Annotated in this window: 13 protein-coding genes and 1 pseudogene; 3 read left to right on the top strand and 11 right to left on the bottom strand. The window is 60.8% G+C overall.

What is annotated here, in order from left to right:
• Positions 1 to 55 precede the first annotated feature (55 nt).
• Genes GA0061101_RS34945 through pxpB form a run of 6 tightly spaced genes read right to left on the bottom strand, consistent with a single transcriptional unit; the run spans position 56 to position 5,215 of the window.
• Positions 56 to 688, bottom strand: a complete 633-nt coding sequence (locus GA0061101_RS34945; RefSeq protein ID WP_092577074.1) for a GntR family transcriptional regulator — start codon at positions 686 to 688, stop codon at positions 56 to 58.
• Positions 689 to 698: 10 nt separating this feature from the next.
• Positions 699 to 1,940, bottom strand: a complete 1,242-nt coding sequence (locus GA0061101_RS34940; protein WP_037197884.1) for a Zn-dependent hydrolase — start codon at positions 1,938 to 1,940, stop codon at positions 699 to 701.
• The gene (locus GA0061101_RS34935) at positions 1,937 to 2,884 is read right to left on the bottom strand and encodes an NAD(P)-dependent oxidoreductase (protein WP_037197885.1); all 948 of its coding nucleotides are present in this window, start codon (positions 2,882 to 2,884) and stop codon (positions 1,937 to 1,939) included. Before GA0061101_RS34935 ends, GA0061101_RS34940 begins: the two co-directional genes overlap by 4 nt.
• Entirely contained in the window at positions 2,881 to 3,525 is a 645-nt protein-coding gene (locus GA0061101_RS34930) for a GntR family transcriptional regulator (RefSeq protein ID WP_037197886.1), read from the bottom strand. The genes GA0061101_RS34935 and GA0061101_RS34930 overlap by 4 nt, the downstream gene beginning before the upstream one ends.
• A complete protein-coding gene (locus GA0061101_RS34925) occupies positions 3,522 to 4,493 on the bottom strand; it encodes a 5-oxoprolinase subunit C family protein (RefSeq protein ID WP_037197887.1) in 972 nt (323 codons plus the stop codon). Before GA0061101_RS34925 ends, GA0061101_RS34930 begins: the two co-directional genes overlap by 4 nt.
• A complete protein-coding gene (gene pxpB, locus GA0061101_RS34920) occupies positions 4,490 to 5,215 on the bottom strand; it encodes a 5-oxoprolinase subunit PxpB (protein WP_037197888.1) in 726 nt (241 codons plus the stop codon). The genes GA0061101_RS34925 and pxpB overlap by 4 nt, the downstream gene beginning before the upstream one ends.
• 180 nt (positions 5,216 to 5,395) lie before the next feature.
• Here pxpB and GA0061101_RS34915 point away from each other — a divergent pair, with 180 nt between their 5' ends.
• Together GA0061101_RS34915 and GA0061101_RS34910 are read left to right on the top strand one after the other, a co-directional pair.
• A complete protein-coding gene (locus GA0061101_RS34915; protein ID WP_037197891.1) occupies positions 5,396 to 6,172 on the top strand; it encodes a LamB/YcsF family protein in 777 nt (258 codons plus the stop codon).
• 10 nt (positions 6,173 to 6,182) lie between these two features.
• The gene (locus tag GA0061101_RS34910; RefSeq protein WP_037197897.1) at positions 6,183 to 7,037 is read left to right on the top strand and encodes a D-amino-acid transaminase; all 855 of its coding nucleotides are present in this window, start codon (positions 6,183 to 6,185) and stop codon (positions 7,035 to 7,037) included.
• Between the two features lie 139 nt (positions 7,038 to 7,176).
• On the opposite strand, the pseudogene GA0061101_RS34905 reads toward GA0061101_RS34910, so the two are convergent.
• Positions 7,177 to 7,329, bottom strand: a pseudogene (locus tag GA0061101_RS34905) (metal-sensing transcriptional repressor); the annotation flags it as partial.
• Between the two features lie 247 nt (positions 7,330 to 7,576).
• The gene (locus GA0061101_RS34900; protein WP_092577071.1) at positions 7,577 to 8,497 is read right to left on the bottom strand and encodes an alpha/beta fold hydrolase; all 921 of its coding nucleotides are present in this window, start codon (positions 8,495 to 8,497) and stop codon (positions 7,577 to 7,579) included.
• A 156-nt stretch (positions 8,498 to 8,653) separates the two neighbouring features.
• Between GA0061101_RS34900 and GA0061101_RS34895 the strand changes: the two genes are divergently transcribed.
• Complete coding sequence (locus tag GA0061101_RS34895) at positions 8,654 to 9,109, top strand: winged helix-turn-helix transcriptional regulator (protein WP_092577068.1); 456 nt, start codon at positions 8,654 to 8,656, stop codon at positions 9,107 to 9,109.
• A gap of 189 nt (positions 9,110 to 9,298) precedes the next feature.
• Here GA0061101_RS34895 and GA0061101_RS34890 read toward each other — a convergent pair whose 3' ends face one another.
• The 3 genes from GA0061101_RS34890 to GA0061101_RS39955 are packed head-to-tail and all read right to left on the bottom strand — an operon-like array spanning position 9,299 to position 24,292.
• Positions 9,299 to 9,736: a hypothetical protein gene (locus tag GA0061101_RS34890; protein ID WP_092577065.1), complete on the bottom strand. Its 438-nt coding sequence runs from the start codon at positions 9,734 to 9,736 to the stop codon at positions 9,299 to 9,301.
• A gap of 7 nt (positions 9,737 to 9,743) precedes the next feature.
• A complete protein-coding gene (locus GA0061101_RS34885) occupies positions 9,744 to 10,259 on the bottom strand; it encodes a hypothetical protein (protein ID WP_037197900.1) in 516 nt (171 codons plus the stop codon).
• Positions 10,256 to 24,292 (bottom strand): hemagglutinin repeat-containing protein, encoded by a 14,037-nt coding sequence (locus tag GA0061101_RS39955; protein WP_092577062.1) that lies wholly within the window; start codon positions 24,290 to 24,292, stop codon positions 10,256 to 10,258. The genes GA0061101_RS34885 and GA0061101_RS39955 overlap by 4 nt, the downstream gene beginning before the upstream one ends.
• Positions 24,293 to 24,372: the final 80 nt, after the last annotated feature.

Genomic DNA, 24,372 nt, shown 5'->3' with positions numbered 1-24,372 from the left:
TGCGAAAAGCGGTGCCTCCATCGGGAAAGCGCATCGCAGTTTCGCAACGAACGCTCTAGGGCCGGGCGAGCCACCCCAGAAACCGGCTGCGTACGCTGTCGAAATGCGCTTCCATCGCAGCGACGGCGGCGGCGGGATCTCGCGCTTCGATGGCGTCGATCACCGCGATATGTTCAGCGGCCTGCTCTGCAAAGCGATCATGGGTGCGGGTGATAGTGCATCGGCGGGCGATGCTGCGCATCTCCCTCAGCATGGCGGGCAGAAGATGCAGATCCGCCGCTTCAGCAACGGCTTCGTGGAAAGCGTCGTCGTCCATCCAGAAACTATCGAAAGCCACATCTTTTCCTTCGACATAGGCCTGCATGATCTGCCGAGATTGATTGAGCGCGGTCGTCATCGGCCGTTCCGCCGCTCGGGCGGCAGCGGCCCCTTCCATCAGCCGGCGGACCTGGACGATCTCCAGCAGTTGCTCCACGGTCACGGGCAGGACCATCAACGTGCCGTTGGTGAGCCGCGAGACGACGCCCTCTTTCTGAAGCCGCGAAATGGCGGCGCGAAGCGGTGTGCGGGAAATGCCGGATTCGATTGCGAGCGTCCGCTCGGTCAGTAGATCGCCGGTCTTGATCGTGCCTTCCAGAATGCGCTGCTTTAGGTCCTTATAGGCCTGCTGGGCCAAGGTCTCGCTCATGTTACCACCTTCACCTTCTCGACCACGTGCGATGGAGGACCCGCACGGCCTGCACGAGATCAGCCGGGCTCATCGCCTCGTCCGGATTATGGCTTCCGTTCCAGTTGCGCAGAAACACCATGACCGATTCCCAGCCAGCCTGAGCGAAGGCGGCAGCGTCGTGCCCCCCGCCCGACAGCATGAATCGCGGCTTCAGATCGAAGGCGGCCGCGGTAGCGGCTATGTCGTGGCCAAGCTTGGAGGACAACCGTGTCGGCTGGCTGCGCGACTGCGCGCCGGTGACAACACGCACGCCCCTCGCCTTCTCGACTTTCGCAATCTCGTCCCGGAACATTCCGTCGACGCGTTCGAGAATGGCCATATCGTCGCTGCGGATATCGATGCAGAAATCGACACGGCCCGGAACCTTGGCAAAGGCATGTTCGGCTGTCGCCGCATCGACGCGGCCGAAGGTGACCGCAAGGTCATGCCCCTCGTCTAGAACTGCACCCCAGGCCTTGTCCATAGCGACGATGAGATCGGCTAAGGCAAAGACGGCATCCGATCTGGCGGCGCGTGGCGCTCCGCCGGAATGGGCCCATATACCCTCGATACGCGCATCCCGATAACGCAAGCCACCGCGCACGCCATGAACAATCCCGAAGGCTTCGCCCGCTTTGTCGAGCACCGGCCCCTGTTCGATGTGCAGCTCGACGAAGCGGGCAGCCGCAAGTCCTGGATTGCGCAGCACGGCATCGGGATCGCCGCCCAGTTCGAGCATGTGATCGGCAAGAGTGCGGCCGCTGTCGGCGCGCTTGGCCTGCATTTCCGGTGCCGTCAGGCGACCGAGCGCTGCCCGTGAGCCGACATAGGAGACGGGAAACCACACGCTTTCCTCGGCCCTGGTCACGGTCACGACGATATCGGTCGGCGGCGCTTCGCCGCTCTTTACGAAGGCGGTTGCCAAGGCCATGGCGCCGACCACACCGGCCGCTCCGTCGTAGGCGCCGCCCATCGGAACCGTATCCAGATGCGAGCCGATGTGAAGCGCAGGCGCGTTCCGATCCAGACCCGGCAGGCGGGCAAAGAGATTGAGCGCCGCGTCGCGTGTGATCTCAAGGCCCAGCGCCTCGGCCTCTTCGATAATAACGCGATGCGCATCGCTTTCTAAACTGCTGTAGGACGGTCGAGTATATCCGGGACCCGGGGCGGAAATGGCATTGATCTTTTCCAGCAACCGCTCGACGGTTTCCCTGATCAGCGTCTCGGTCATGCGGCTATCTCTGCGGGGTTGTTAAGTGCGGTGGCCGGGCGCTCGCCGGATAGAGCAGTCAGCACGTTTCTGGCCGAGCCAACCGCGACGCGGCGCAAGGCCTCTTCGGTCGCGCCGCCGAGATGCGGCGTGAAAATCACCCGATCGGACGCGGCCAGCGGTCCTCGCGGGGCGTCGTCGCTGTAAACATCGAGACCTGCCGCGGAAATCCGGCCGACCTCGATGGCGGCGGCAAGCGCCGCTTCGTCGACCAGGCCTGCGCGCGCGGTGTTGACGAGGATCGCTCCGTGCTTAACAACGGAAAGCGCCTCTTCGCCGATCAGGTGCCGGGTCTCAGGACGCAGCGGCGTATGCAGCGAGACTAGATCGGCCCGCGACAGGCCGGCGCCGAGGCTGCCGGCCCGTTCGAAGCCTTGAAGGTCGGATATGCGCGGCGAATACACGAGTACTCGCATATTGAGCGCGGCCTTGAGCATATGCGCAAGGCCGGCGCCCGTGGCGCCGAAGCCGATGATGAGGGCGGTCTTGCCCGAAAGCTCGGAGAAGGTCTCGCGTTCGCGAAGGCCGTGAAGGCCGGCACGCTCGCTGCGATCGGCGGCGGAAATACGACGGGCAGCAGCAAGCGCCAGTGCCAGCGCCAGCTCAGAGACGGAGCGTGCATTGGCGCCCGGCGTATTGCAGACGAGGACACCTTTCCTCGATGCCGCATCCTTGTCAACGGCATCGTGGCCGGCGCCATGCACGACGATGACACGAAGGCAATCGCTGGCCTCAATTGCCGCGCCGGACAAGCCAGCATCGCGAGTGATCGCGGCATCGCAGCCAACGATCATCCGCGCAACGGTCTCCGTATCCGGCTTCGGGCACAGGACCGGCTCGACGCCGGCTTGGCTGAGCAGGTCCAGCCCGTCGGCATGAACCGGCTGAACGATGAGGCATCTCATTCGGCCGTCCTTTCGGGAGATAGCGCCAACCTTTCCAGAATGGCATCGCGCGCACGGGTGATGTGTTCGGCCATCAGGATACCAGCTCTCCCCGCATCGCCGGCTCGTACGGCGTCGAGCATTTCCAGATGTTCCTCGCAGCTTTTCAGAAAGCGATGCGGCAGGTTGCTGTGGTCGAACATGCAGGTGCGGCGGCGTAGATCGGCGATGGTGCTGACCATCACCTCGCTGCGGCTCGAAAGCGCAAACGTTCGATGCAGGTCGTCGTCCACCCGGCGCTGCTCGTCCTCTTCGCCCGGACCGTGGCGCTGCAGATGGCGAACCCGTTTCTCCAGCTCATCGAGCAAGGTAACGGGAACCGACGTCGCCTGCCTGATGCAGTAGGATTCCAGCACACCGCGCAGAAAAAAGATTTCCTCTACCTCGGCGGCAGTCAGCGTCCGCACCTTCAGAAAGCGGCCATCCTGTTCGGCAAGGCCCTCGGCCTCGATCCGCTTGATCGCCTCGCGCACCGGTGTGCGCGACATGTCCAGGGTCTCGCCCAGCTTTGCTTCCTGCAGCGCATCGCCGGGCATCAAGGTGCCGGACAGGATCATCTCGATGATCTTTCCATAGGCCTGTTGAGCAAGCGGCTGGTTCAATGCAGTATCTCTCCCCGTTGATTGTCGTTTCTCGGCTTTGCCACCAGGTTTGCAAGGATACCCCGTAAAGCTTGCCGTTCGCCGATCAGCAGTTCCTCAGCCCGTTCCTGTGAAACCCGGGCAAAGCGGATCGCCCGTCCGCTCACCACTTGCGCCAATCGAGGCAGGTCGACGGACGCTACTGTGGCGATCTTCGGATAGCCGCCGGCGGTCTGCCGCTCTGCCATCAGAACAAGCAGCCGTCCTGAGGCCGGCACCTGAATGGAGCCGGGGCGGGTGCCATCAGAAACGATGTCGTGTCCGGCGACTGCCCGGATCGGCGACCCGTCGAGCATCTGCGCCATCCGGTCGCGGCGAGCAGAAACGGTGAAAGGCGTCCCCAGAAGCGTCTCCTTGACGTCCGCGGAGAAATAATCGTCTTGAGGACCGTAAATGACCTGAATGGGTCGCGCGCTTCGTCGCCATGGCTGCCGCAGGGCGAGATTAGCCGATGCGGTTGCCTCGCCGAGCGGCAGGTGGTCGCCGGCCTGCAGTCGACGTCCCTCGTGACCACCGAGCCCCGTGCCGAGATGCGTGGAGCGCGAACCCAACACCGGCGTCACATCCACGCCACCCGAGAGCGCGAGATATCCCCAGACACAGTCCCGCAAGGCGCCGATCGCCAGCGTCATCCCCGGCAATAGATCGTAACTCTCCCAAGGATAGACTTTCGTTCCATCGAGCCGTATGTCGACGTCACCGCCGGTCACGGCAAAGCGTACCGGTTGAGTGACCGTAAAACTTCCGCCAACGCCTGCAAATTCCAGCGCCGCAGACATCGGCTCGTTGCCGACAAGAGCGTTGGCAATCCGGAAAGACGGCATATCCATCGGGCCCGAACCGGATACGCCGGCATGCTGAAGGCCCCTTCGGCCCAGATCCTGAACCGTTGCCATCGCCCCTATCTGCTGGATATTCAGGAAGATCATTTCAACACCGCCTCCCGGTCCATCTCTCCGGCGCCCATCGAACGGGCAACGATCGCGGCCTCGTCTTCGCTGACGGGGCGGAAACTTACCCTGTCGCCGGCCCGAAGCAGGAACGGCTTGGGCCGCGCCGGATCGAAAAGCCGCAGCGGCGTCCGGCCGATGAACCGCCAGCCGCTTGGGCCCGGAACGGAATTGATGCTTGCCTGCTTGCCGCCGATACCGATCGCGCTCGCCTCGATTCTCTGCCGGGGCGCAGCAAGACGCGGCGTGTGCAGTATCTCCGGCAGCCCGCCGAGATAGGCAAAGCCGGGTGCAAACCCGATCATATAAACTCGATATTCCACCGACGAATGAAGCTCGATCAACTGAGAGGTCGTCAGATCTTTCATGGCCGCGAGCGCTTCCAGATCCATCCCGACCGCTCCGCCATAAACGACCGGGATGTCGAAATGTCTCGAATGGCTGTCGCCGACTGCGAGGTCCTCCAGCCGGTGCTGCAGGCTGATTGCAAGATTGCGCCCGCGAATGATCTCCGGATCATAGACGACCATCAGCGAGCGGTAGGTCGGCACAAGCTCTTCGACGCCGTCGATGGGCGTATCCGTCAGGCTCTGCGCCAGCGCGATGACCTGCCCACTGATCACCTCGTCGATAATGTCTGAAAGCTCGACGCACAAGGCGCTGTCGCCGCAAGCAAGAATGCGCGGAAACATTTTGGCCATTGCGCGTCGATCCCTTTCATCCGTTACAAGCGGGTGCGATTCTCACCTGGTTTTGGCTATTGCTATTTCAGTATACCAACTGTATGTCAACTAAAACTGCTGTCAACTTGACGCTGCGGGACGGCACAGAAATTGTCTTATTGCCGGAAAGCAAGCTTACCCCGCAAGGAGTTCTTTCGGATGGTAACCATCGATCTCAATTGCGACATGGGGGAAAGCTTCGGCGCCTATACAATCGGCGACGACGAGGCGATGCTGGAGCTGATCTCTACCGCGAATATTGCCTGCGGTTTCCACGCAGGCGACCCCGTGGTGATGCGCAATACGATCCTGGCCGCCAAGGCCAAAGGCGTGGCGATCGGCGCACATCCGTCGTTCATGGATCTCTATGGTTTTGGCCGCCGGCGCATTTCCGGCGAGCGCCCGGAAGACCTGGAAGCACAGATCATCTATCAGATCGCAGCTATGCAAGGCATGGCGTCGGCTCTTTCCTGGCCAATGACTCATGTCAAGACCCATGGATCGCTCGGCAATATGGCGGCTGTCGATCCCGAGCTGGCCGCGGTCTGCGTTCGCGCCATCAAGACGGTCGATCCGACGCTTGTGTTCATCACCCTACCCTATTCGGAAACGATGAAGGCTGCCGAAAGGGCCGGCCTTCGCGTTGCCTGCGAAGTCTATGCCGACCGGACCTACGACGACAATGGCATGCTGACCTCTCGCCAGATGGAGGGATCGGTCATTCACGATCCACAGCAGAGCGTCGATCAGACCTTGTCGATGATCCGGGAGGGCTTCATCCCGACCGTAGGTGGAAGTAAGCTGCCAGTCGATGCGGCAACGATCTGCGTCCATGGAGACAACCCCGCCTCCGTTGCGACGGCACGCGCCTTGCGCACGGCGCTCGCCGCACACGGCATCGCCGTCGCTCCCTTTGCAAAGCCTGTTTCTGACTGAGGACAACCTATTGACCCGCACAGTTTATCTGAATGGCGCCTGGCTTCCCGAAACCGAAGCGAAAGTTTCCGTTTTTGACCGTGGCTTCCTGTTCGCCGATGCAATCTATGAAGTGACGGCGGTGATCGGCGGTAAACTGATAGATTACTATGGGCACGCGGCTCGACTACAGCGGTCGCTGTCGGAACTCGGCATTGCCTGCCCGCTTTCCGAAGAGGCGCTGCTCGACGTCCACCGGGACATCGTCCTCCGCAACCATCTGGACGAGGGCCTGATCTACCTGCAGATCAGCCGCGGCGCCGACGATCGTGATTTTGCATATCCGGTGAAGGCAGAGCCGACGCTGGTGCTGTTTACCCAGGCGAAGCCGGTGCTGAACAATCCTCGCAGCCAAACCGGCCTGTCGATCGCCACCGTACCGGACTGGCGCTGGGAGCGCCGGGACATCAAGACAGTCCAGTTGCTCTATCCGTCGATGGCGAAAATGGAAGCCATAAGGCGCGGTGCAGACGATGCATGGCTCGTTGAGGACGGGTTCATCACCGAAGGCAGCGCAGCGACCGCCCATATCGTGAAGGCGGATGGCACCCTGGTGACGCGCGGCCTGTCCAATGCACTGCTGCACGGAATCACTCGGGCAAGCATTATCGATCTCGCTCGTGGTGCCGGAATGACCGTCGAGGAACGTCCATTCTCTGTCGAGGAAGCCCAGGAGGCTGCGGAAGCCTTCATCACCTCCGCCACCAATTTCGCAACTTCAGTGATCAAGATCGATGATGTCGTCATCGGCGACGGTAAACCGGGACCCATCGCCGGGAAATTGCGAAGGCTTTACAGCGAGACACGGCTTGCCTCGGCGATCTGAAAGATCAAAGCGATCATGCAACAATTAATGGCTACGTTCAAATCTCTGTTTGCGTGCGTGTTTTTGCTGCACAGGGACTGCCACCCATAATTGTATTCAGTCCTGCAGCTATGTACGAGATATCTGTGAGGTCATACCGTCAGAGATATTTCGTAATGGTTTTGAATTCGCCGATCGACTGCCGCTTGTCCCGCGAAAGTGGCCCCACGGTCTCCTCGAGACAATGATCAAGATGATCCTGGATGAGCGTCCGTTTTGCGTTGACGATCGCTTTCTCAACAGCCGATAGCTGCCCGAGGGGTCTACCAGGCAAAACCTATCCATGTATTTGATCTTGAAGATATTCAGGCAGCACACGTGCTAATGGAAACAAATGAGGCGGGCGGAAAGGTCGTCGTGCGCATTTGAAGTTGAACAATAGCGCGTTTGACGATGCATCAGATCGTCCTTGCTTATGCGCGCGAGCCTCAAAGCCCGCGCGAAACGGGCTGAGCGTTCGATTTGGCGATGTTTTGCCTCCGGATAGCTTGACCTAGGTCTCAGGTCCGCTGCACGAAATCCGCAATCAGGCGCGAGATCATCTCCGGCGCATCTTCGAAGCAGTAATGGCCAACGCCTGGGAGACGCTCGATGGGTGCTGACGGGAACAGCGCGGAGAAGAGCGGCAGGAAATGCTCCGCATGCAGTGTTCTGTCCGCTTCGCCCCATATGGCGAGAGCTGGTTTGCCACGGATGATGCGCTCGGCGGCCGGATCGGGTATCTCGAATTGGTGGGAGCCGGTCGCAAAGCCCTTGGCCCAGCCAAGTGCGCCAAGACACTCGGCCGCCGTGGCAAAGGGGGCAATATAGGCATTGAGCCAGGAGTCGGTGATGACGGTATTGTTTTCGAAGCCGTTGAGCTTGAGCGTGCTGAGGATGTTATAGCCGAGATTGTTGAGTACCGGCTCCAGCGTGCCGTCGGCCTCGGCCTTGATGATCCATTGAAACCATGGGGACAAGGCGGCGTTTGCCATCACCTGATCGCCAAGATCCGGCTGACCAAACGGTGTCGGGCCGTTTGCCGAGATGATGCGGCGGATGCGGTGTGGATGACGAGCCGCAAAGCCCATGCCGACCGGGCCGCCGAAATCGTGCATGACGAGTGTGATGTCGGTGAGGCCGAGCGCGAGCACGAAGGTCTCCAGATTGGCGATGTGGTCCTGCAGCCAATAGCTGCGCCCTTCAGGCGTCTCGCTTTTGCCAAAACCCATGTGGTCGGGAACAACGACGCGGTGCGTCTGGTTCAGCGTCGAGATCAGATGGCGAAAGAGATAGCCCCAGGTCGGCTCTCCATGCAGGCAGAGGATAACCTCGCCGCCGCGTGGTCCCTCGTCCACGTAATGCATGCGAAAACCCGGAGCATCGGTGAAATGCGGAGCGAAGGGGAATGTGCCGGCGAAGGTTGCGTCAGAGGGAATCACGCTGCTCTCCTATTGCGGTTGCAGTTTAAAACCACAAGATAGATATCTCTTGTGGTTTTAGTTTGCAACCGTTATATGGAACGGATGCCCAGGATGCCCGTTTGCGCTCTCGAAACGGCATCGCCAGAGATGCGAAAGCAATTAAGGAAGGATCGGATGGCTAAGAGAATAAGCCACAAGGGTTCCTTGTGCGGGGTCGCGCGGCCGCTGGATGCGATCGGCGACTGGTGGTCGCTGCTGATCATCCGTGACGCCTTCGATGGGCTACGCCGGTTCGGCGAATTTCAGAAGAGTCTCGGCCTTGCCAAGAACATCCTGTCCGCCCGGCTGCGCAGTCTCGTCGCCCACGGCATTCTCGACACCGTGCCCGCCTCCGATGGCAGTCCCTATCAGGAATATGTGCTGACACAGAAGGGGCGCGGCCTGTTTCCCCTCTTGGTCGCGCTTCGCCAATGGGGCGAGGATTTCTTTTTCGGGCCTAATGAGCCGCACGTGATGCTGGTCGACAAGGCAAAACATCTGCCGGTACGGCGGCTGGAGCTGCGGGCACAAGATGGGCGCATGCTTATGGCGGAGGATACGGAGGTCATTCCGCCAGCGCAGGTGGACTAGCATCTTTTTGATTTGCTTCAAGCGTCGGGAAGGCAAAGGTCGCACAAAGTGGGCGGAGGGTGGCGTCGCCTGTCCGATATGATTCACGACCAGGGACCCGATTTTGTGCTGGAACAGCGCGTCGCTGTGCGTCCAGCATCGCTACATCGGAAGGATTGAAGCATGGCAAGCGGACATCCTGCTAGGCCACTATACCCTATTCGCCCGCTCCAGCCTATCGATACCCGAGCGAGCCCAAGATATTGCATTGTCACTATGAACTTTCTCACCTGATTGTGGATCAACAAGCAAACCGCCTGTTAAGGACGCAAGCGTGCCGGCTGCAGCAAAGGCGGCGATCAACTCCCTGAACTGATTACGAAGCGCGCAAAAAAGGACTGATTGATCCGCTTTCCCATTCTCACCGACTTCAGCTAACTCTTCCTGTGAGGCCGAGGTATAATAATACTCAAAGCCAGCTGTGAATCCGTCCACTTTAACCGGGAGAAAGCCAGTCATTGCGCGAGGATCGAAATCTTGGGAAAGCTCGATTGGAAATGAAAATGACGCTTGGGCTATGCGCGTTTGCCACGCTGAGGGTGTCGGCATTTCAATGTCACGTAGATACACAATAAGATCGTAACTCATCGTCGCCTCAACGAAGCCAAAACGGCTTACCTTCCAGCGTATCATACTCCGCCAGCGGCTTATTTTGATCGCGAGCGAGGCCCGGTAGATCTGCGATCACGATGCGAACGGGCTCGTATGAGTAGTTTGGGTAATTCTTGAATGCCTCGTAGTTCAATCGCGATGATTGAACGCAGTATGTGAAGTGTTCGAAATATTTCTCGAATAGATCCGCTAAAGTCGGTAGCTTCGGATTTAAGAAAGTCTTTTCTCGATTGCCAACAAGGTCGGGATCCCACGCTATTCCAGATGCTGTCGGCACTGCTGCAAAGATCGATTGAACTTGCTTCATAAGCGCGCTGGCTTGATCCAAATCCTCAAGACGAAGATAACGGCGATACAAGCGATCCGTCAACAACGCCCAATCTTGCTCTGGATGGGCGGCCTCGACATGAATCCTCAAACAATCAAAGAACAAAGAGACATCCGATATCGGGCCGAGCTCCCGTATAGAGCTTCCGCCTGCTAAGCCAATCGTTCTCATTTCGTTTTAAACCTAATTGCGTTTGGACTGATTATACCATTCGTTCTTTCAACTATAGCCTGTCTAATTGCAAGCTCCTGTTCCGGCGTTACGGTTTGACCACGGGTATCGATGACGAGCTGCTGCTGCATCCCCTGGGGTAGGTTGACCGAACGTTGAACTGCCTGCTTTGCAACATTGTTGATAAGGCCATCCGAATTTGTTGTGATATTGAAGTTCTTCACTTCAAACGCAGCGCTGCCATCGTCGGCGATGAAGTCCGGCCGAACGCTACCGGACGTTCCGTAAGGAACTTGCTGACCATTGATATAGCTAACCTGTGGCGTATAGCCCTCTCCTAGATCATCACCAACATCAAGTTCCGACTGGCGCGGTGTTGGCCGAATTGTTGGGCCGCCCTTGAGGTTGCCGTAAGGACCTACGTCGTCCGCGAGAGAGCCTTGTATCCCCTTTCCAATTGGTCCGTACATTTGCAGAATGCGGTCTGCCTCACTTTCGGATTCCTCCTCCTCGCCCGCTGCCTGCCCCATCTGAATGACAAGGACCTTGTCTTCCTCACTGGTAACAATGAGCTTGGATCCGGGGCCGACAATGCCAAGAATCTTTTGTGCAAGATCGGACGAAACTGCGCCGTATGCTGCGTCGACACCCGAGCAAGCGGTGCCGGCGCCTTGCTGCGCGCAGCTGATCAACGCCGCGCGTAGCTGAGGGTCCTTGAGGTTTAACAGGATGTTGCGCGCCGTCTGGCCGTCACCCGACGACATCTGTCGATCGGCGACCATCTTGTCGAGTGCGTCACCAATCGCCTGCAGGACGGTCTTGCCGGCGCTAACAGCTGCGCTGAGGCTTTGTACCGAGACGTAAGGCTCGAGATCGATATGCTTGTCTTTGGTGATCACGTTCTGCTTGGTGGGATCGGTGTTGATCTCAGTCACCGGCCGGGTCTGACCGCGCTGCTCGAGCGAAGCCTGTTGGTCGGGATTGCGAACGGTAATATTGCCGGCCGCGCCACCGCTCGAGATCGTCGCCTTGACGGACTGCTCGACGTCATCGAGCTGGTATTTGCCGCTGGCGCTCGAATTGTTCCGCGTCTTGCCGTTGGCGTCCGCGCCGGAATAAAGGTCGATGTTGGCATTGACCTCATAGCCCTGATATTTCTGCGTGCCGACGAAATCGGACCAGGTCAGCGTGCCGGTGTCGAGATTGACCTGGCCGTCAGTCGAGATCAGGCCGGATGCGGCAAGATTGGTGTTGCCGCCGACGGTGATATTCTGATCGCCCGTGGAGTAGAGGCCGGCAGGCGTATCGATCCAGTTGGTCGAGCCCTTGCCTGAGCCGAAGCCCGGCTGCACACCGCCGAGCGTCAGCCCTCCAAGTGCCGTACCGACATTGCCGGCTGTCAGCAGATCCTGTCCGGCAGTGCTGCCGACCGTCGGCCCGGTAAACGAGAAGCCGAGCGAGGACGAACTGTTTGACTGGCTGCCGGTATTCGGCGTCGAGACGATATTGAGATTGCCGCCAACCTTGCCGTTGATCGTGTCGGCGGAAAAGACGGTGTTGTTGAGGGTCGTGTCGCCCTTCGAGATGAAGGTGATGTTGTCCGTGGCGCTTACGGTCGAGATCACCTGTGTCGTCGACGAACTAGAAGACTTCGATTGGCCGGCCGAGACACTGGCCGTCGGCGTGATGCCGGTGGCCCCGCCCATACCGACGCCGACCGACACGCCGATGCTGGCGCCCGCAGACTGGCTGCTGGACGAAGCATTGGATGTCGCCTGGGCACCGGCCATGTCGATATTGTTCGCGGAGATCAGCACGCTGCCGTTCATCGGATCGTCGGCATGGTCCGGATTGGCAGTTGCGGAGATTTGTAGGCCTCGGCTGGTGAAGTCTCCATTTGTCGAGATATCAACCGAGCTGCCCGAGATCGTCGGCAGCACTGGTGTCGAGGTCGAAACCGAGGTCTCGTTCTTGGAATAGCTGAAGCCGGCGGTCAAAGAGACCGAAGCGAGATTGCCAGCATTGATGCCATTCTTGAGGCTGGAGAGCGCATCGTAGGCCTGCATGCCGGCAAAGGCGACATTGGCCGCCGAATAGCCGTCCGTGACTTTGCCGAGTTTGGAGGCGAGGTTCTCTATACTCTGGCCAGCGCCGACGAAGCTTGAGGAAACACCGACACTGACGCCAGCAAAGAAGCTGGTGGCGACCTCATCAAAATTGGTAATGTCATTGCCGGAGAGAATGTTGACGCCGTTCTGCCCGAAGATGGTGACGCCACCGCCTGCGGTGATCTGACCGGCCTGGTCGTTGAAGGTGTTGCCGGCGGTCAGGTTGATGTCTCCACCCGCCTTGATCGTCGACACCGCATTGGTGTCGGCGCTTTGATTGACCTGATCGGTGAAGCGCCCTACCCCGATGCCGATCGAGGCACCGCCACCGTTGGTCGAGACCTGGATACCGAAGCCGGAGCGCTTGTCGCTCTTCGAGGTGTCGTCGCTCTCATGGCCTGGCAGGATGTTGATATCGCCGGTTGCCTTGCCCGTGACATCACCGTTTGTCGCCGAGATCGAGGACCCAATGATGTTGAGATCGCCCTTGGTGGCATTGAGCGTAATGTTGCCGTTGGCGGCAGAAAGCGTCGAGCCGATATTGTCGCTCGAACTTTCGCTGATCGTCTTGTCATGGCTGCCATAGATCGAGATGAACCCACCGCCGGAACCGACGCCGATGCCCGACTTCTTTGTCTGCTTATCGCTCTCGTGTTCTTCCTCGGCCCCCATGACGGTGACGGTTGAGCCGGAAAGGCTGAGACCATTGCCCGCTGCTATTTCCGAACCCGAGACCACAGCCTCGCCACCGGCGTTGACAGTGATATTGCCGGACGCGGAAATCGAGGAGCCGACCGTATCTTCGTCGTAGGTGTGCGTGTGGGTCTTCGAAGACGACAGGAAGCCGCTCTTTTTGCTGTCGGAGGTGGTCTCGTCCGTATCCTTGCCGGAGGCGATGACGATGTTGCCGGCCGCCTGGAGATTGGCGTTCGCTGTATGCGTCGCATCGCCAGCCGTGACGTCGGAGGCCGAGATCGTGACGTTGCCACTGCTGGAAGCGATGTCGACGCCGGTCTGGCCGGAGATCGACGAACCTTCAGCCGTCGTTGTCGCGTCGGTTGACTTTTTCGAGCCGGACTTGCTGGAAGAGGAAGCGCTGTTGGTTGCTTCACCGATGGTGACGTCGCCCTTGGCAATCAGATTGGCCGTGCCACCCATCGCGTTAACGTCGGAACCGATGACGCTGATGTTGCCGGTGTCGGCCTGGACCGTCACATTGCCGTTCTGCGAGGTAATCGAGGACGCGTTGCTGGTGACCGAGGTCGAGGATGACTGGCCGCCCTTGTAGCCATTGGCAGCACCGGCAATCGTCTTCGATTGGCTCGTGGTCTGATCCTGCGAGGCCGTGATGGCGATATTGCCGTTCGTCGAGACGATGCCGAGATTACCGCCGGCCACAAGCGACGAGCCGCCGATCAGCACTCCCTGGCTGCCGGATATGAGGGTGGTGCCACCTGATGTGAGCGACGAGCCCTGCTGGATCTGGCTGGTCGTGGTCGTGATCGTGCCGCCCTGAGACAGGTTCAGACGGTCCTTACCAAGAACGGTATTGTCGACGCCGGCCGAGATGATGCTGACGGAACCGTTCGAGGACAGAACCGATAGGTCACCGCCGACCTTGGCGGAGCTAGCGATGATGTTGACGCCGCTTGCGCCGGCGATGCTGAGATTGCCGCCGGTGGTTACGGTGGTCCCAACAAGCGTCTGAACCCCGCCATTGTCCTGTTTGACGGCACCGATCGTGACGGTCTGGCCGGAAAGCTGGGCGCTACCGCCGGCGGCCACTTTCGTCCCGCTCAGCATCAGACTACCCGCGCCGGCATCCATCTTCAGGTTGCCGCCGGCCGTGACACCGCCATTGGCGGCAACCACGGTCTGGCCGCCGATGCTCATCGTCTGGGCGGCCAGCGTGATGCCGTTTTCGGCATTGAGGTTCATGTTGCCGCCGGCAAGGAAGGCCCCGCCATTCGCCTTGATGTCGGTGGCGTTGATGGTCATGCCGTCGGCCGCGGCGATCGCGCCGGAATTGTCGACGGAGCCAGCGTCGATGCTGACGGTATTGCCTGACATGGTGGCCGCGGACGTGGTTTTGGCCCGATCGGCGGCGGAGAGATAGACGACGGGCACCAGCACCGATGCGCCATCAACGACCTCGGCCTGGTAGATCACCATCGACTCGGTAAGATTGGCCGCCTGCTCGGGAGTAAGCGCCTGGCCGAGGGCAAGACCATGCGCCTCGGCGTATGCCACGCCATTGTCGAGCAGCGACTTCATCTGATCGGTGGCGTTATCGCCTGGAACGAAGGAGCCGGCACCAAGGCCGTTGCCGACCAGCTGCCGCATCTGCTCGTCGACGAGCTGATTGTCGAAATAGGCGTCGCCCAGGAAGGGAACCTTGGTCTCGGGCGTATAGCCGATCCGGTCGATAAAATAGCCGGAACCATAGAACTTCGACACGTCGAGGAAGGCTGCTCGTGTCTCGAACAGGAAGACCTGTCCCGGAACCGTGCCGCCAACACCTCCGGATTGCGGCTTGGCAACCGCTGCGAGCTGAGCACCGTTCGTCTGCAGGATCTGGGTAAGATTACCACTATTGCCGATAGCAGCGGTGAGCTTGCCCATCAGGCTATTGGGGTTGATCGAAGCGCTGCCAGCCGTCAGGGTGTTCGAACCGATCGAGGGGCCGGTCGCCGCCGTCACGCCGTTGCCACCGACCGAGGCGCCGGCGGCGGCCGTCAGGCTGCCGCCACTGATCGAGGCACCGCCAGCCGTCAGGTTGCTGCCGTTGACTGAAGCGCCGCCAGCCACGGTCAGACTATTGCCGCCGATCGACGTCGCGCCGGCGATCGCCAGGCTATTACCATTGATGGCCGGCCCGGAACCGATCGTCGGGCCGCCGCTTGTCAGCGTCGGGCCGCTGCCAGCTGTCGCACCGCTATTGGCGACCACGCCCGTAAGAGCAGCATTGACATTGAACAGGGCACCGCCGGCCGTCATGCTGTTCAAGGCACCAAGCGGATTGTTCGTAGTCGCTGCAGCGTCAATCACCACTTGCCCTGCGATCGAGCCGTTGGAAGCGACGTTGTTGACCGCGCCGGCGGAAACATTGAGTGCGCCCCGCGCCTGGATGACACCCGACAGGACGCCAATGGCCTGGACACTTACCGTCGTCCCGGCCGCCAGATCTTTTGATGGGTCACGTGTGCCGTTGGGGTTGTCCGAATAGGTGAGCGCGGGGTCGCCGCCGCCGATGCAGGGGCGATTGGGACCGCTGCAATCCGGACCGCCCTGCGTCGTGTCGGAAGAAACAACATCCGGGTAATATTGGCAGGGAGTGGAGCTGTCGCAGACGGTCTGGGTGATGCGGTTCAGGGTCGCGCCGTCATTGGTCAGCGTGCCCGCCACCGTAAGCAGCATATTGCCGTCCGACTTGATCGAGCTGTAGGCGTTCCTCAGGTTGGTTGCGTCGATGGTCAGGTCCCTGCCCGCACGGATCTTCGCGGAGGCGCCGGCACCACTGATCAGTTGATCCTCCGAGACGATCTGGGTGACCAGCTGGTCGATGGTCTCCGTCCAACCGTAGGTCGGCTCATGCTGTCCCGAACCGGTTCCACAGCGCGTCTGGCACTCGTAGGTCCTGGTGATGAGATCGTAGGCGCTGAGGACGGCGTTGGAGATCTGCACATTGCGCTGGATCGCCGGTGCCGAGGTCTTGGTGTTGATCAGCGTGTTGGTCAAGATCGACATGCTGCCGCCGGACTGTATGAGCCCGGCGGAATTGACGACAGCGCCATTGCGCTGACCGCCGCCCGGTCCGGCCATGGTAAGGCCGGTGCCGGAAAGGATGGCACCCTGATCGTTGGTGAGTATGCCGCCGACGAAGAGGTTGGCGTTGTTGCCGGCGAAGACGAGGCCGGAAGGGCTGTTGTAGAAATCGCCTGATATGTTGAAGGTAAGGCTGTTGCCGGCAGCGAGCTGACCGGTATTGGCAAGCGACGGCAGGCTGAGCGTCAGGTCATGCGCGGCAAGTAATGCGGTATTGGCGTTTGTCGTCAAACCTGCGGCGGAGATCGAGATATCGCCGGAACCACCCGCATTGGTAACAGTGCTGACTTGCGCGTTGGAGAGATCGGCACTGCCGGAGAGGTTGAGCGCCAGGCCGCCGAAGACGAGATTGCTGCCCGACAGGTTGGCCAAGGATGCGTTGACGATCAGCGTGCCGCCGCCCGCTATGCGGCTGCCTCTGGTGCCGGACAGATCCAGCGCACCGGTGTTAAGCGTCAGATTGCCGCCGACGCGGGTAGTGCTCGTGTAAGCAATGGCGCCAGGCGCCGTGAGCGTGGCGTTGCCAAGGCTCTGCAGGCTGGAATAGCCGATGTTCTGCGTTGCACTTGCAGCAAGATTGCCGCCTGACAGCAACGAGTTGGCGTTGATGCTGCCGTTCGAGGCGGCAAGCGTCATCGTGCCCGAGCGCTGCAGCATCAGGCTTCCGCCAGCCGCGGCATTGGTGGCGGCAAAGTCGACGCCGGAAACCAGCGTATCGATCGTCATCGACCGGGCATTGAGATTGATATTGCCGGTCCCCAGCGATTGGCCGGTGAGCGTGATGGCGTTTCCCGCGGCCAGGGCCAGGTCGCCATGGGCGACGGCATTGGCGCTGATATTGTTCGCCGCATTGGCCGTGATGGTCCCGGCAGCAAGGAGGCTGTTGAAAGAGATGTCGCCTGCGGTAGCCGCGAGCGTGAGATTGCCGGCCGAGCCTAGGATGACATTACCGGCTCCCGATTGGTCCATCGCCGCAAAATCGACACCGGCCGCGATAACGTTGCCGCTGACGGCAGATCCGGTCATCGAGACGTTGCTGGCGCCCAGCAGTTGGCCGTTGATCCTGACTGCACCGGGACTGGTGGAAGAGCCGATCGCGACCGCACCGTGCCCCGTGATGTTGCCGCCCGTAAAGGCACTCGCGGCCACATTAAGGTTGCCGGCGACGATCAGCATGCTGGCCGACGCACTTCCGGCGTTAATGGTCAGATCGCCGCTTGGTCCGAGAGCGATGGCGCCGTTTGACGATCGCGCAGTGGTCGCGAAATCGACGCCGGTGACTGCCTGGCCCAGTTGGACGCTCGAACCGGAGAGCAAGACATCGCCGGCACTGAGGAGCTGGCCCGTGACGTTGACGCTGTTGCCGCCCGCAAGGGTAATGTCGCCATGCCCGGTCACAGCGTTGGCCGCAATCGCAGACCCGCTGGCGGCGATGGCGCCGGCTGATAGCATGGTCTGGGCGGTGATGCCCGCAGACGCTGTCAGATTTATGTCGCCGGCGGTTCCGAGCACTATACCGCCGCCGCGGGCACTGGTGGCAGCGAAATCGACACCGGAAATCAAGATGGGCGCATTGATGCTGCCGCCGCTAAATGTGAGATCGCCCGCAGAAATCACCTGATTGGTGGCTGCGAGACTGCCGAAAATATCGACTTTGCCATGACTGGTGATGCTGGCAGCCGCCAGATTTGTGGCTCTTGCCGCGAGATCGCCAGCAGAAAGGATCGTGCCAACCGTGATATTGCCGGAGGCCGTCAGATTCATGGCTCCCGACGAAGCCAGCACGATATTGCCGCCGGCCGCATTGGTGGCTGCAAAGTCGATGCCGGAGATCAGCGTGGGCGCGCTGATGCTGCCGCCCTTGATCGCGAGGTCGCCTGCGGCCAGGATCTGGTTGCTGACATCGACGTTACCGACAACACCGACTTTGCCATGGCTGGTAATGCTGCTTGCCTGCAGATTGCCGGCATTCGCCGTGAAATCGCCAGCCGACAGGATCGTGCCGGCCGCGGCATTATCCACAACGGTAAGGTTCATGGCGCCGGACGGACCGAGGACGATGTTACCCCGTGCCCTGCTGGTCGCCGTGAAGTCGACCCCGGAGACTAGGAGACCGGTGTTGAGGCTGTTGGCGTTGATCGTGAGTTCACTGGCCGACAATATTTGGCCACTCACATTCACGCGGCCGCTTGCGGCCGTACCGCTTGCCTTCAGATTGGTTTTGCCATGGCTGGTGATGCTGCTTGCCGTCAGATCCGTCGCCTGAGCGGTAAGATCGCCGGCCGACAGAAGCGTGCCGACGGTGAGGCCACCCGTCGAGGTGAGCGAGATATCGCCAGTTGATGTTTGCACGATGTTGCCGTTGGCGACAGCCGTTGCGGCGAAGTCGACACCGGAGACGATCGCCCCGGCCGCGATGCTCGGGCCTGAAGCGCTGACGGTTCCACCGCCAAGGATTTGGCCATTGACTGTTGTCGCACCAGCAAGCGCGATATCCTTGTGGCCGGTGACGGTATCGGCCGTCACGGTGGCGGCATTGACGTCGATGTCGCCGGCAGCTTGTATCGTCGATGCAGAGAACCCGCCGCTGAGCTGGGTCGTCAAATCCCCAGTCTGGCCGAGAACGATATTGTCTCCTGCCCTGTTGGTCGCATCGAAATCGATACCGGCGACGATCGTCTGCGCCTCCAGGCTCTGGCCAGTGATCAGGATGTTGCCCGCGCCGAGAACCTGGCCGGCAATGCTTGTGGCACCATTGAGCGTGATATCGCCACGCGCTGTGGCGGCATCCGCAGTCACGGTCGCACCGCTGGCCGAAAAACTGCCGGCCGAGAGCAATGTGCCAGTATTGATACCACCGGTCGAAGCGAGCGTTAGACTGCCGCTTGTCGTCTGTACGATGTTCCCATTGGCGGCTGCCGTTGCGGCGAAATCAACGCCCGAGACAATAGTTCCAGCCTTGATGCTCGAGCCGGAGATGCCAACATTACCGCCACCGAGGATCTGGTGATTAACGGTCGTTATCCCGGAAAGCGTGATGTCCTCATGACCAGTAACGGTATCGGCCGTCACAGTCGCGGCATTGACATTGACGGCACCGGCGGCTTGTATCGTCGATGCAGAGAACCCGCCGCTGAGCTGGGCCGTCAGTTCGCCAGTCGTGCCAACAACGATATTGCTCCCTGCCCTGTTGGTAGCATCGAAGTCGATACCGGCGCCAACCGTTTGTGCCGACAGGCTCTGGCCAGTAATCAGCACATTGCCGGCGCCAAGGATCTGGCCAGCAATGCTGGTGGCGCCATTGAGCGTCACATCGCCATGGGCTGTAACGGCATCCGCATTCACGGTCGAGCCGCCGGCCGACAGCGCACCGGCCGAGAGCAGAGTGCCAGCATTGATAGCGCCGGTCGAAGCCAGCGTCAGATTTCCGCTTGTCGTCTGAACAATATTCCCATTGGCAGCTGCCGTTGCTGCGAAATCAACGCCCGAGACGATAGTCCCAGCCTGGATGCTCGTGCCGGAGATGCCAATATTGCCGCCGCCAAGCACTTGGTTGGCGATATTCACACCTCCGACTGCCGTGCCGGAAAGGCTAATATCCTTGTGGCCGGTAATCGAGGCTGCTGTGACGGACGCGCCGCCGACGTCGATGGCGCCCGCCGCCTGTATGGTCGGTGCCGCAACGGCGCCATTGACGGCCACGGTCAAATCGCCGGTCTGACCAAGGACGATATTGCCGCCGGCGGCATTGGTGGCATCGAAGTCAATGCCGGAGACAAGCATCTGCGCTGACAGGCTCTGGCCGGTAATCGATATGTTGCCCGATCCGAGGATCTGGCCGGCAACGCTGGTCGCACCATCCAGCGTCACATCACCGTGCGCGGTGACGCCGTCGGCCGCGATGGTCGAGCCGGAGGCGTTCAGTTTGCCAGCTGAGAGCAGTGTGCCGGCATTGATCGAGCCGGTCGACGCAAGCGTCAAGTCGCCGCTTGCCGTCAGAACGATGTTGCCGTTGGCAGCAGCAGTTCTGGCGAAATCGACACCGGAAACCACAGTGCCGACCTTGATGCCTGGACCGGAGATGGCGATGTTACCACCGCCAAGGACTTGACTGGTGACGGTGGTTGAGCCGGACAAGGTGATGTTGCCATGGCCGGTGACGGCATTGGCATTGATGATCGCCCCGCCGGCATTGATGCTGCCGGCGGCCTGCATCGTCGGCGTCGCCAAGGTACCGCCGACCGAAATCGCGAGATTGCCAGACTGGCCAAGGACAATATTGCCTCCTGCCCTGTTGGTCGCATCGAGGTCGATACCAGCCACGACGGTTTGGGCGGAAAGGCTCTGGCCGGTGATCGATACGTTGCCGGAACCCAGGATCTGGTCTGTCACGCTGATCGCGCCGCCGAGCGTCACGTCGCCATGCGCCGTGACGCCATCAGCGGTGACCGCCGAACCGGAGGCGTGCAGATTGCCAGCCGATAGCAGTGTGGCAGCACTGATGGCGCCTGGCGACGTCAAGGAAATATCGCCGCTCGCCGTTTGGACGATATGTCCATTGGCGGCCGCTGTCCGGGTGAAATCGACGCCGGAGATAATCGCGCCGGCCTTGATGGCAGAACCGGAGAGATTGATGTTGCCGCCACCCAGCACCTGGTTAGTGATGTCAACCGGACCGCTGGTGTCCGCAACGGTGATGTCCTTGTGGCCGGTAATCGCATCGCTGGTGACCGCCGCGGCGCGGATATCGGTGGTGCCTGCAGCTTGAATCGTCGGTGCTGTCACAACGCCGCTGGTCGCGACCGTCAGGTCACCGGTTTGACCCAGAACGATATTGCCGCCGGCGGCGTTGGTGCCGCTAAAGTCGATGCCAGCGACCAAAGTCTGTACCGACAAGCTCTGGCCGCTGATCAGTACATTTCCCGAGCTCAGGATCTGGCTATTGACGTTGATCGCTCCCGCAAGCGTCATGTCCCCATGTGCTGTCATAGCAATGGCGGTGACCGTGGTTCCTGCAGCGCCGAGACGGCCGGCCGAGAGCAGCGTACCGGCATTGATATTACCGGTCGAAGCAAGTGTCAGATCGCCGCTTGTCGTCTGAACAATCTGTCCGTTGGCCGCAGCCGTCCGGGCGAAATCGATGCCGGAGATAATGGCGCTGGCGTTAATGGCGGAACCCACGAGATTGATGTTGCCACCACCCAGCACCTGGTTGGTCACGTTAACGGGACCGCTTACGGCCGAAACGGTGATGTCCTTGTGACCGGTCATCGCGTCGCTGGCGACCGATGCGGCGCGGATATCGACGGTGCCAGCAGCCTGGACCGTCGGCACTGTCACAACGCCGCTTGTTGCGACCTTCAGATCACCGGTTTGACCAAGGACGATATTGCCACCGGCAGCATTGGTGGCGCCGAAGTCGAGACCTGCCACAATAGTCTGTGCGGATAAGCTCTGCCCACTGACCAGTACATTGCCGGCGCCCAGAATCTGGCCGCTGACACCGATGACGCCGCCGAGCGTCATGTCGTGATGAGCGGAGATATTGCCGGCGGTGATCGTTGCGCCGTTCGCAATGAGATCGCTCGATGACAGCAATGTTCCGGCGCTGATGGCGCCAGCAGCCGTCAAGGTCAGATTGCCGGTTCCCGCTATCGTCGGGCCAAGGGTGATGCGCCCGCCCGCCGCATCGGTGGCGGCGATATCGACGCCAGAGACAATAGCATCGGCCGCAATGCTCGAGCCGATGATGCCGACATTGCCGCCACCGAGGATCTGGCTCGTGACCTTTACGCCGCCGCTTCCGGCCGTCGCGCTGGTGGCGCCGGAAAGCGTGATGTCCTTCTGGCCGGTGATCGTGTCGACGGTGATGGTCTGGCCGGTGGCGTTGATCGCGCCGGCCGCAAGCACGGTGCCTGCCTGGATGGCGCCAGCGCTGTCGTTGATCGTCAGATCGCCGCTGCCCGCCAGCACGATATTGCCGCCGGCAGCCTTGGTGGCGGCGAAGTCGACGCCCGAGGCAATCAGACCGACGCTGACACCATAAGCGTTGCCATTGATGGTAGTATTGCCGGAGCTGAGTAATTGATTGGCGACGTTGACGCCGCCGACAACGCCGACAGCGCCGTGGCTGGTGATGTTATTGGCCTGCAACAGGGCGGCGTTGACCGTCAGGTCACCTGCCGACAGCAATTTGTCGGCAACGATATTGCCCGCCGTGGCGGTCAAGCCGAGCGTGCCGGACGGACCGAGAACAATGCTGCCGCCGTTCGCATTGGTGGCCGCAAAGTCGACGCCAGCGGCGATGGCGCTGGCCTGAAGGGCAGACCCCGAGATCAAGACATTGCTTGCAGCGAGAATTTGGCCGCTGACATCAACACGACCACTCGCCGTATTGACCGCAAGCGCGCCATGGGAGGTGACGCTGCTAGCCGCGAGCGATGCAGCGGCGATTTTCAGACCGTTGGTCGATTGGATATTGCCGGCCGTGACATTGCCTGTCGCGCTCGCATTGAGGCTTCCAGCCGACACGAGATTGCCGGTCGCGATATTGCCGGCGGTCGCCGTTAGGCCGAGATCACCGCCGGCTGTACCGAGCACCACATTGCCCCTCGGATCAGCACTGGTGGCGGCGATATCGATGCCGGAGATGACCTTGCCGGCTGAAATCGACCGGCCGGCGGCGCTGACGTTACCCTGCGCCTGCACGTTGCCGGCAACGGCAATATCGAGAGCGGCGTTCACGGCAATATTCTGGCTGCTCTGCAACGAGGCGGCCGAGATCGCGCCGGAGGTCGCGGTGAGATTGAGGCTGCCTGCGCTGGTGGTCACGCCGGCAATCGCGATATCCCCCACAGTCGTCGAAAGCGACGCCCCACCACTGCCAGCCGTAACGCTTCCGGCAACAATACCGCCGTCCGAACTCATCTGTACGGTCGTAGCGCTGTTGACATCGCCTGACACGCTCAAGAGGCCAGCGCCACTCGAAAGAACAATGTCGCTATCGGCTGCGACCGTCTGCAGCGTGACACCCTGGTCAGCTTGAATGGCAACCTTCGCCTTCGAAGTCACCTTAGCAGCTGTCACCGTCTGTTTCGACTTGATGCTGACGCCCTGGTTCCCCGACACATTGCCGATCGAGATCTTGCCATCGGCCGATAGCGACAGCTCATCGGCATTGGCGGCCATGTCACCGCTCATTTTGACGCCGGCACCTTTTTCCGTGACGACGACCTTGATGCGGTCCGCTTGCATGGCGCCGAGTGCGGTGCCGTCGATGGCATATTCCGGCGTGCCTGACGTTGCCGTCAGCGCCGTCGACTCACCAGTGGCGTAATTATACTGGCTGGCGCCACCCGTAAGCCGGATGGTCTTGCCGTAGACCGGCGCATTGACATGGATCTGGCGCGAGACGACATCGAACAGATCGACGGCGCCGGGAGCAGCCGCAAAGTTGCCGCCGGTACCTTCGAAGGTGACGTCGCCGCCATTGACGGTGAAGCCGGTAAGGCTACCGTCGGCGCCGATATTCGGCACGCCAGTCGTGAGCGTCGCATGCGGCGTGTTGATGAAGCCGCAGCCGTTGCAGGTTACACCGTTTTGGTTCGCTATAATGACATCGGCCCTGCCCCCAAACACTTCCGTCGGCCCATTCAGCGCCGAGCGGTTGCCTGATGTGACCTCATTGAGAATGACGGAAGCCGGGTTCGAGGCATTGAGGTTCGGATTGCCCGGTGTCACTCCGCCGAGGTTCGAGGTGCCTTGCTCGCCCTTGAAGTTGTTGAGGATCAGACCCTGGGTGCCGACATTGAAATTATCGTATTTGTTGTGTGACAGGCCGGCGGCGTTCGGCGTGACGATATCGATGAGCGGAACGCCATTCGGGGCAGCGCCGACGCTTGGCTGGTTGGCGGCAGGCGCCGATCCGGCGGCGGAGACGGATTGCGCGTTGGCAATTGCGGGCTGAAGAAAGAGAAGCAAGCTTAGAGTGACGGCAAGCGACTGCCGCCCAAGGCGCAGAAGCTGGCTTCGCAGATCAAATGCGACCTCCCCGTCCTTGGCTGCAAGTCGTGATCCAACCAATGCGATCTTCTTGCTCATCACACGCCTTCACTGTGACTGCGCGGCAAGCTGAACTTGCCGCAATTGAAACTAAGCTTGCTGATCGATCGCGACATCCA

It is taken from the genome of Martinezella lusitana (assembly GCF_900094565.1).
GTDB lineage: Bacteria > Pseudomonadota > Alphaproteobacteria > Rhizobiales > Rhizobiaceae > Rhizobium > Rhizobium lusitanum.
The sequence above is the reverse complement of the archived record's forward strand: the minus strand, read 5'-3'. Positions and strand labels throughout refer to the sequence as shown.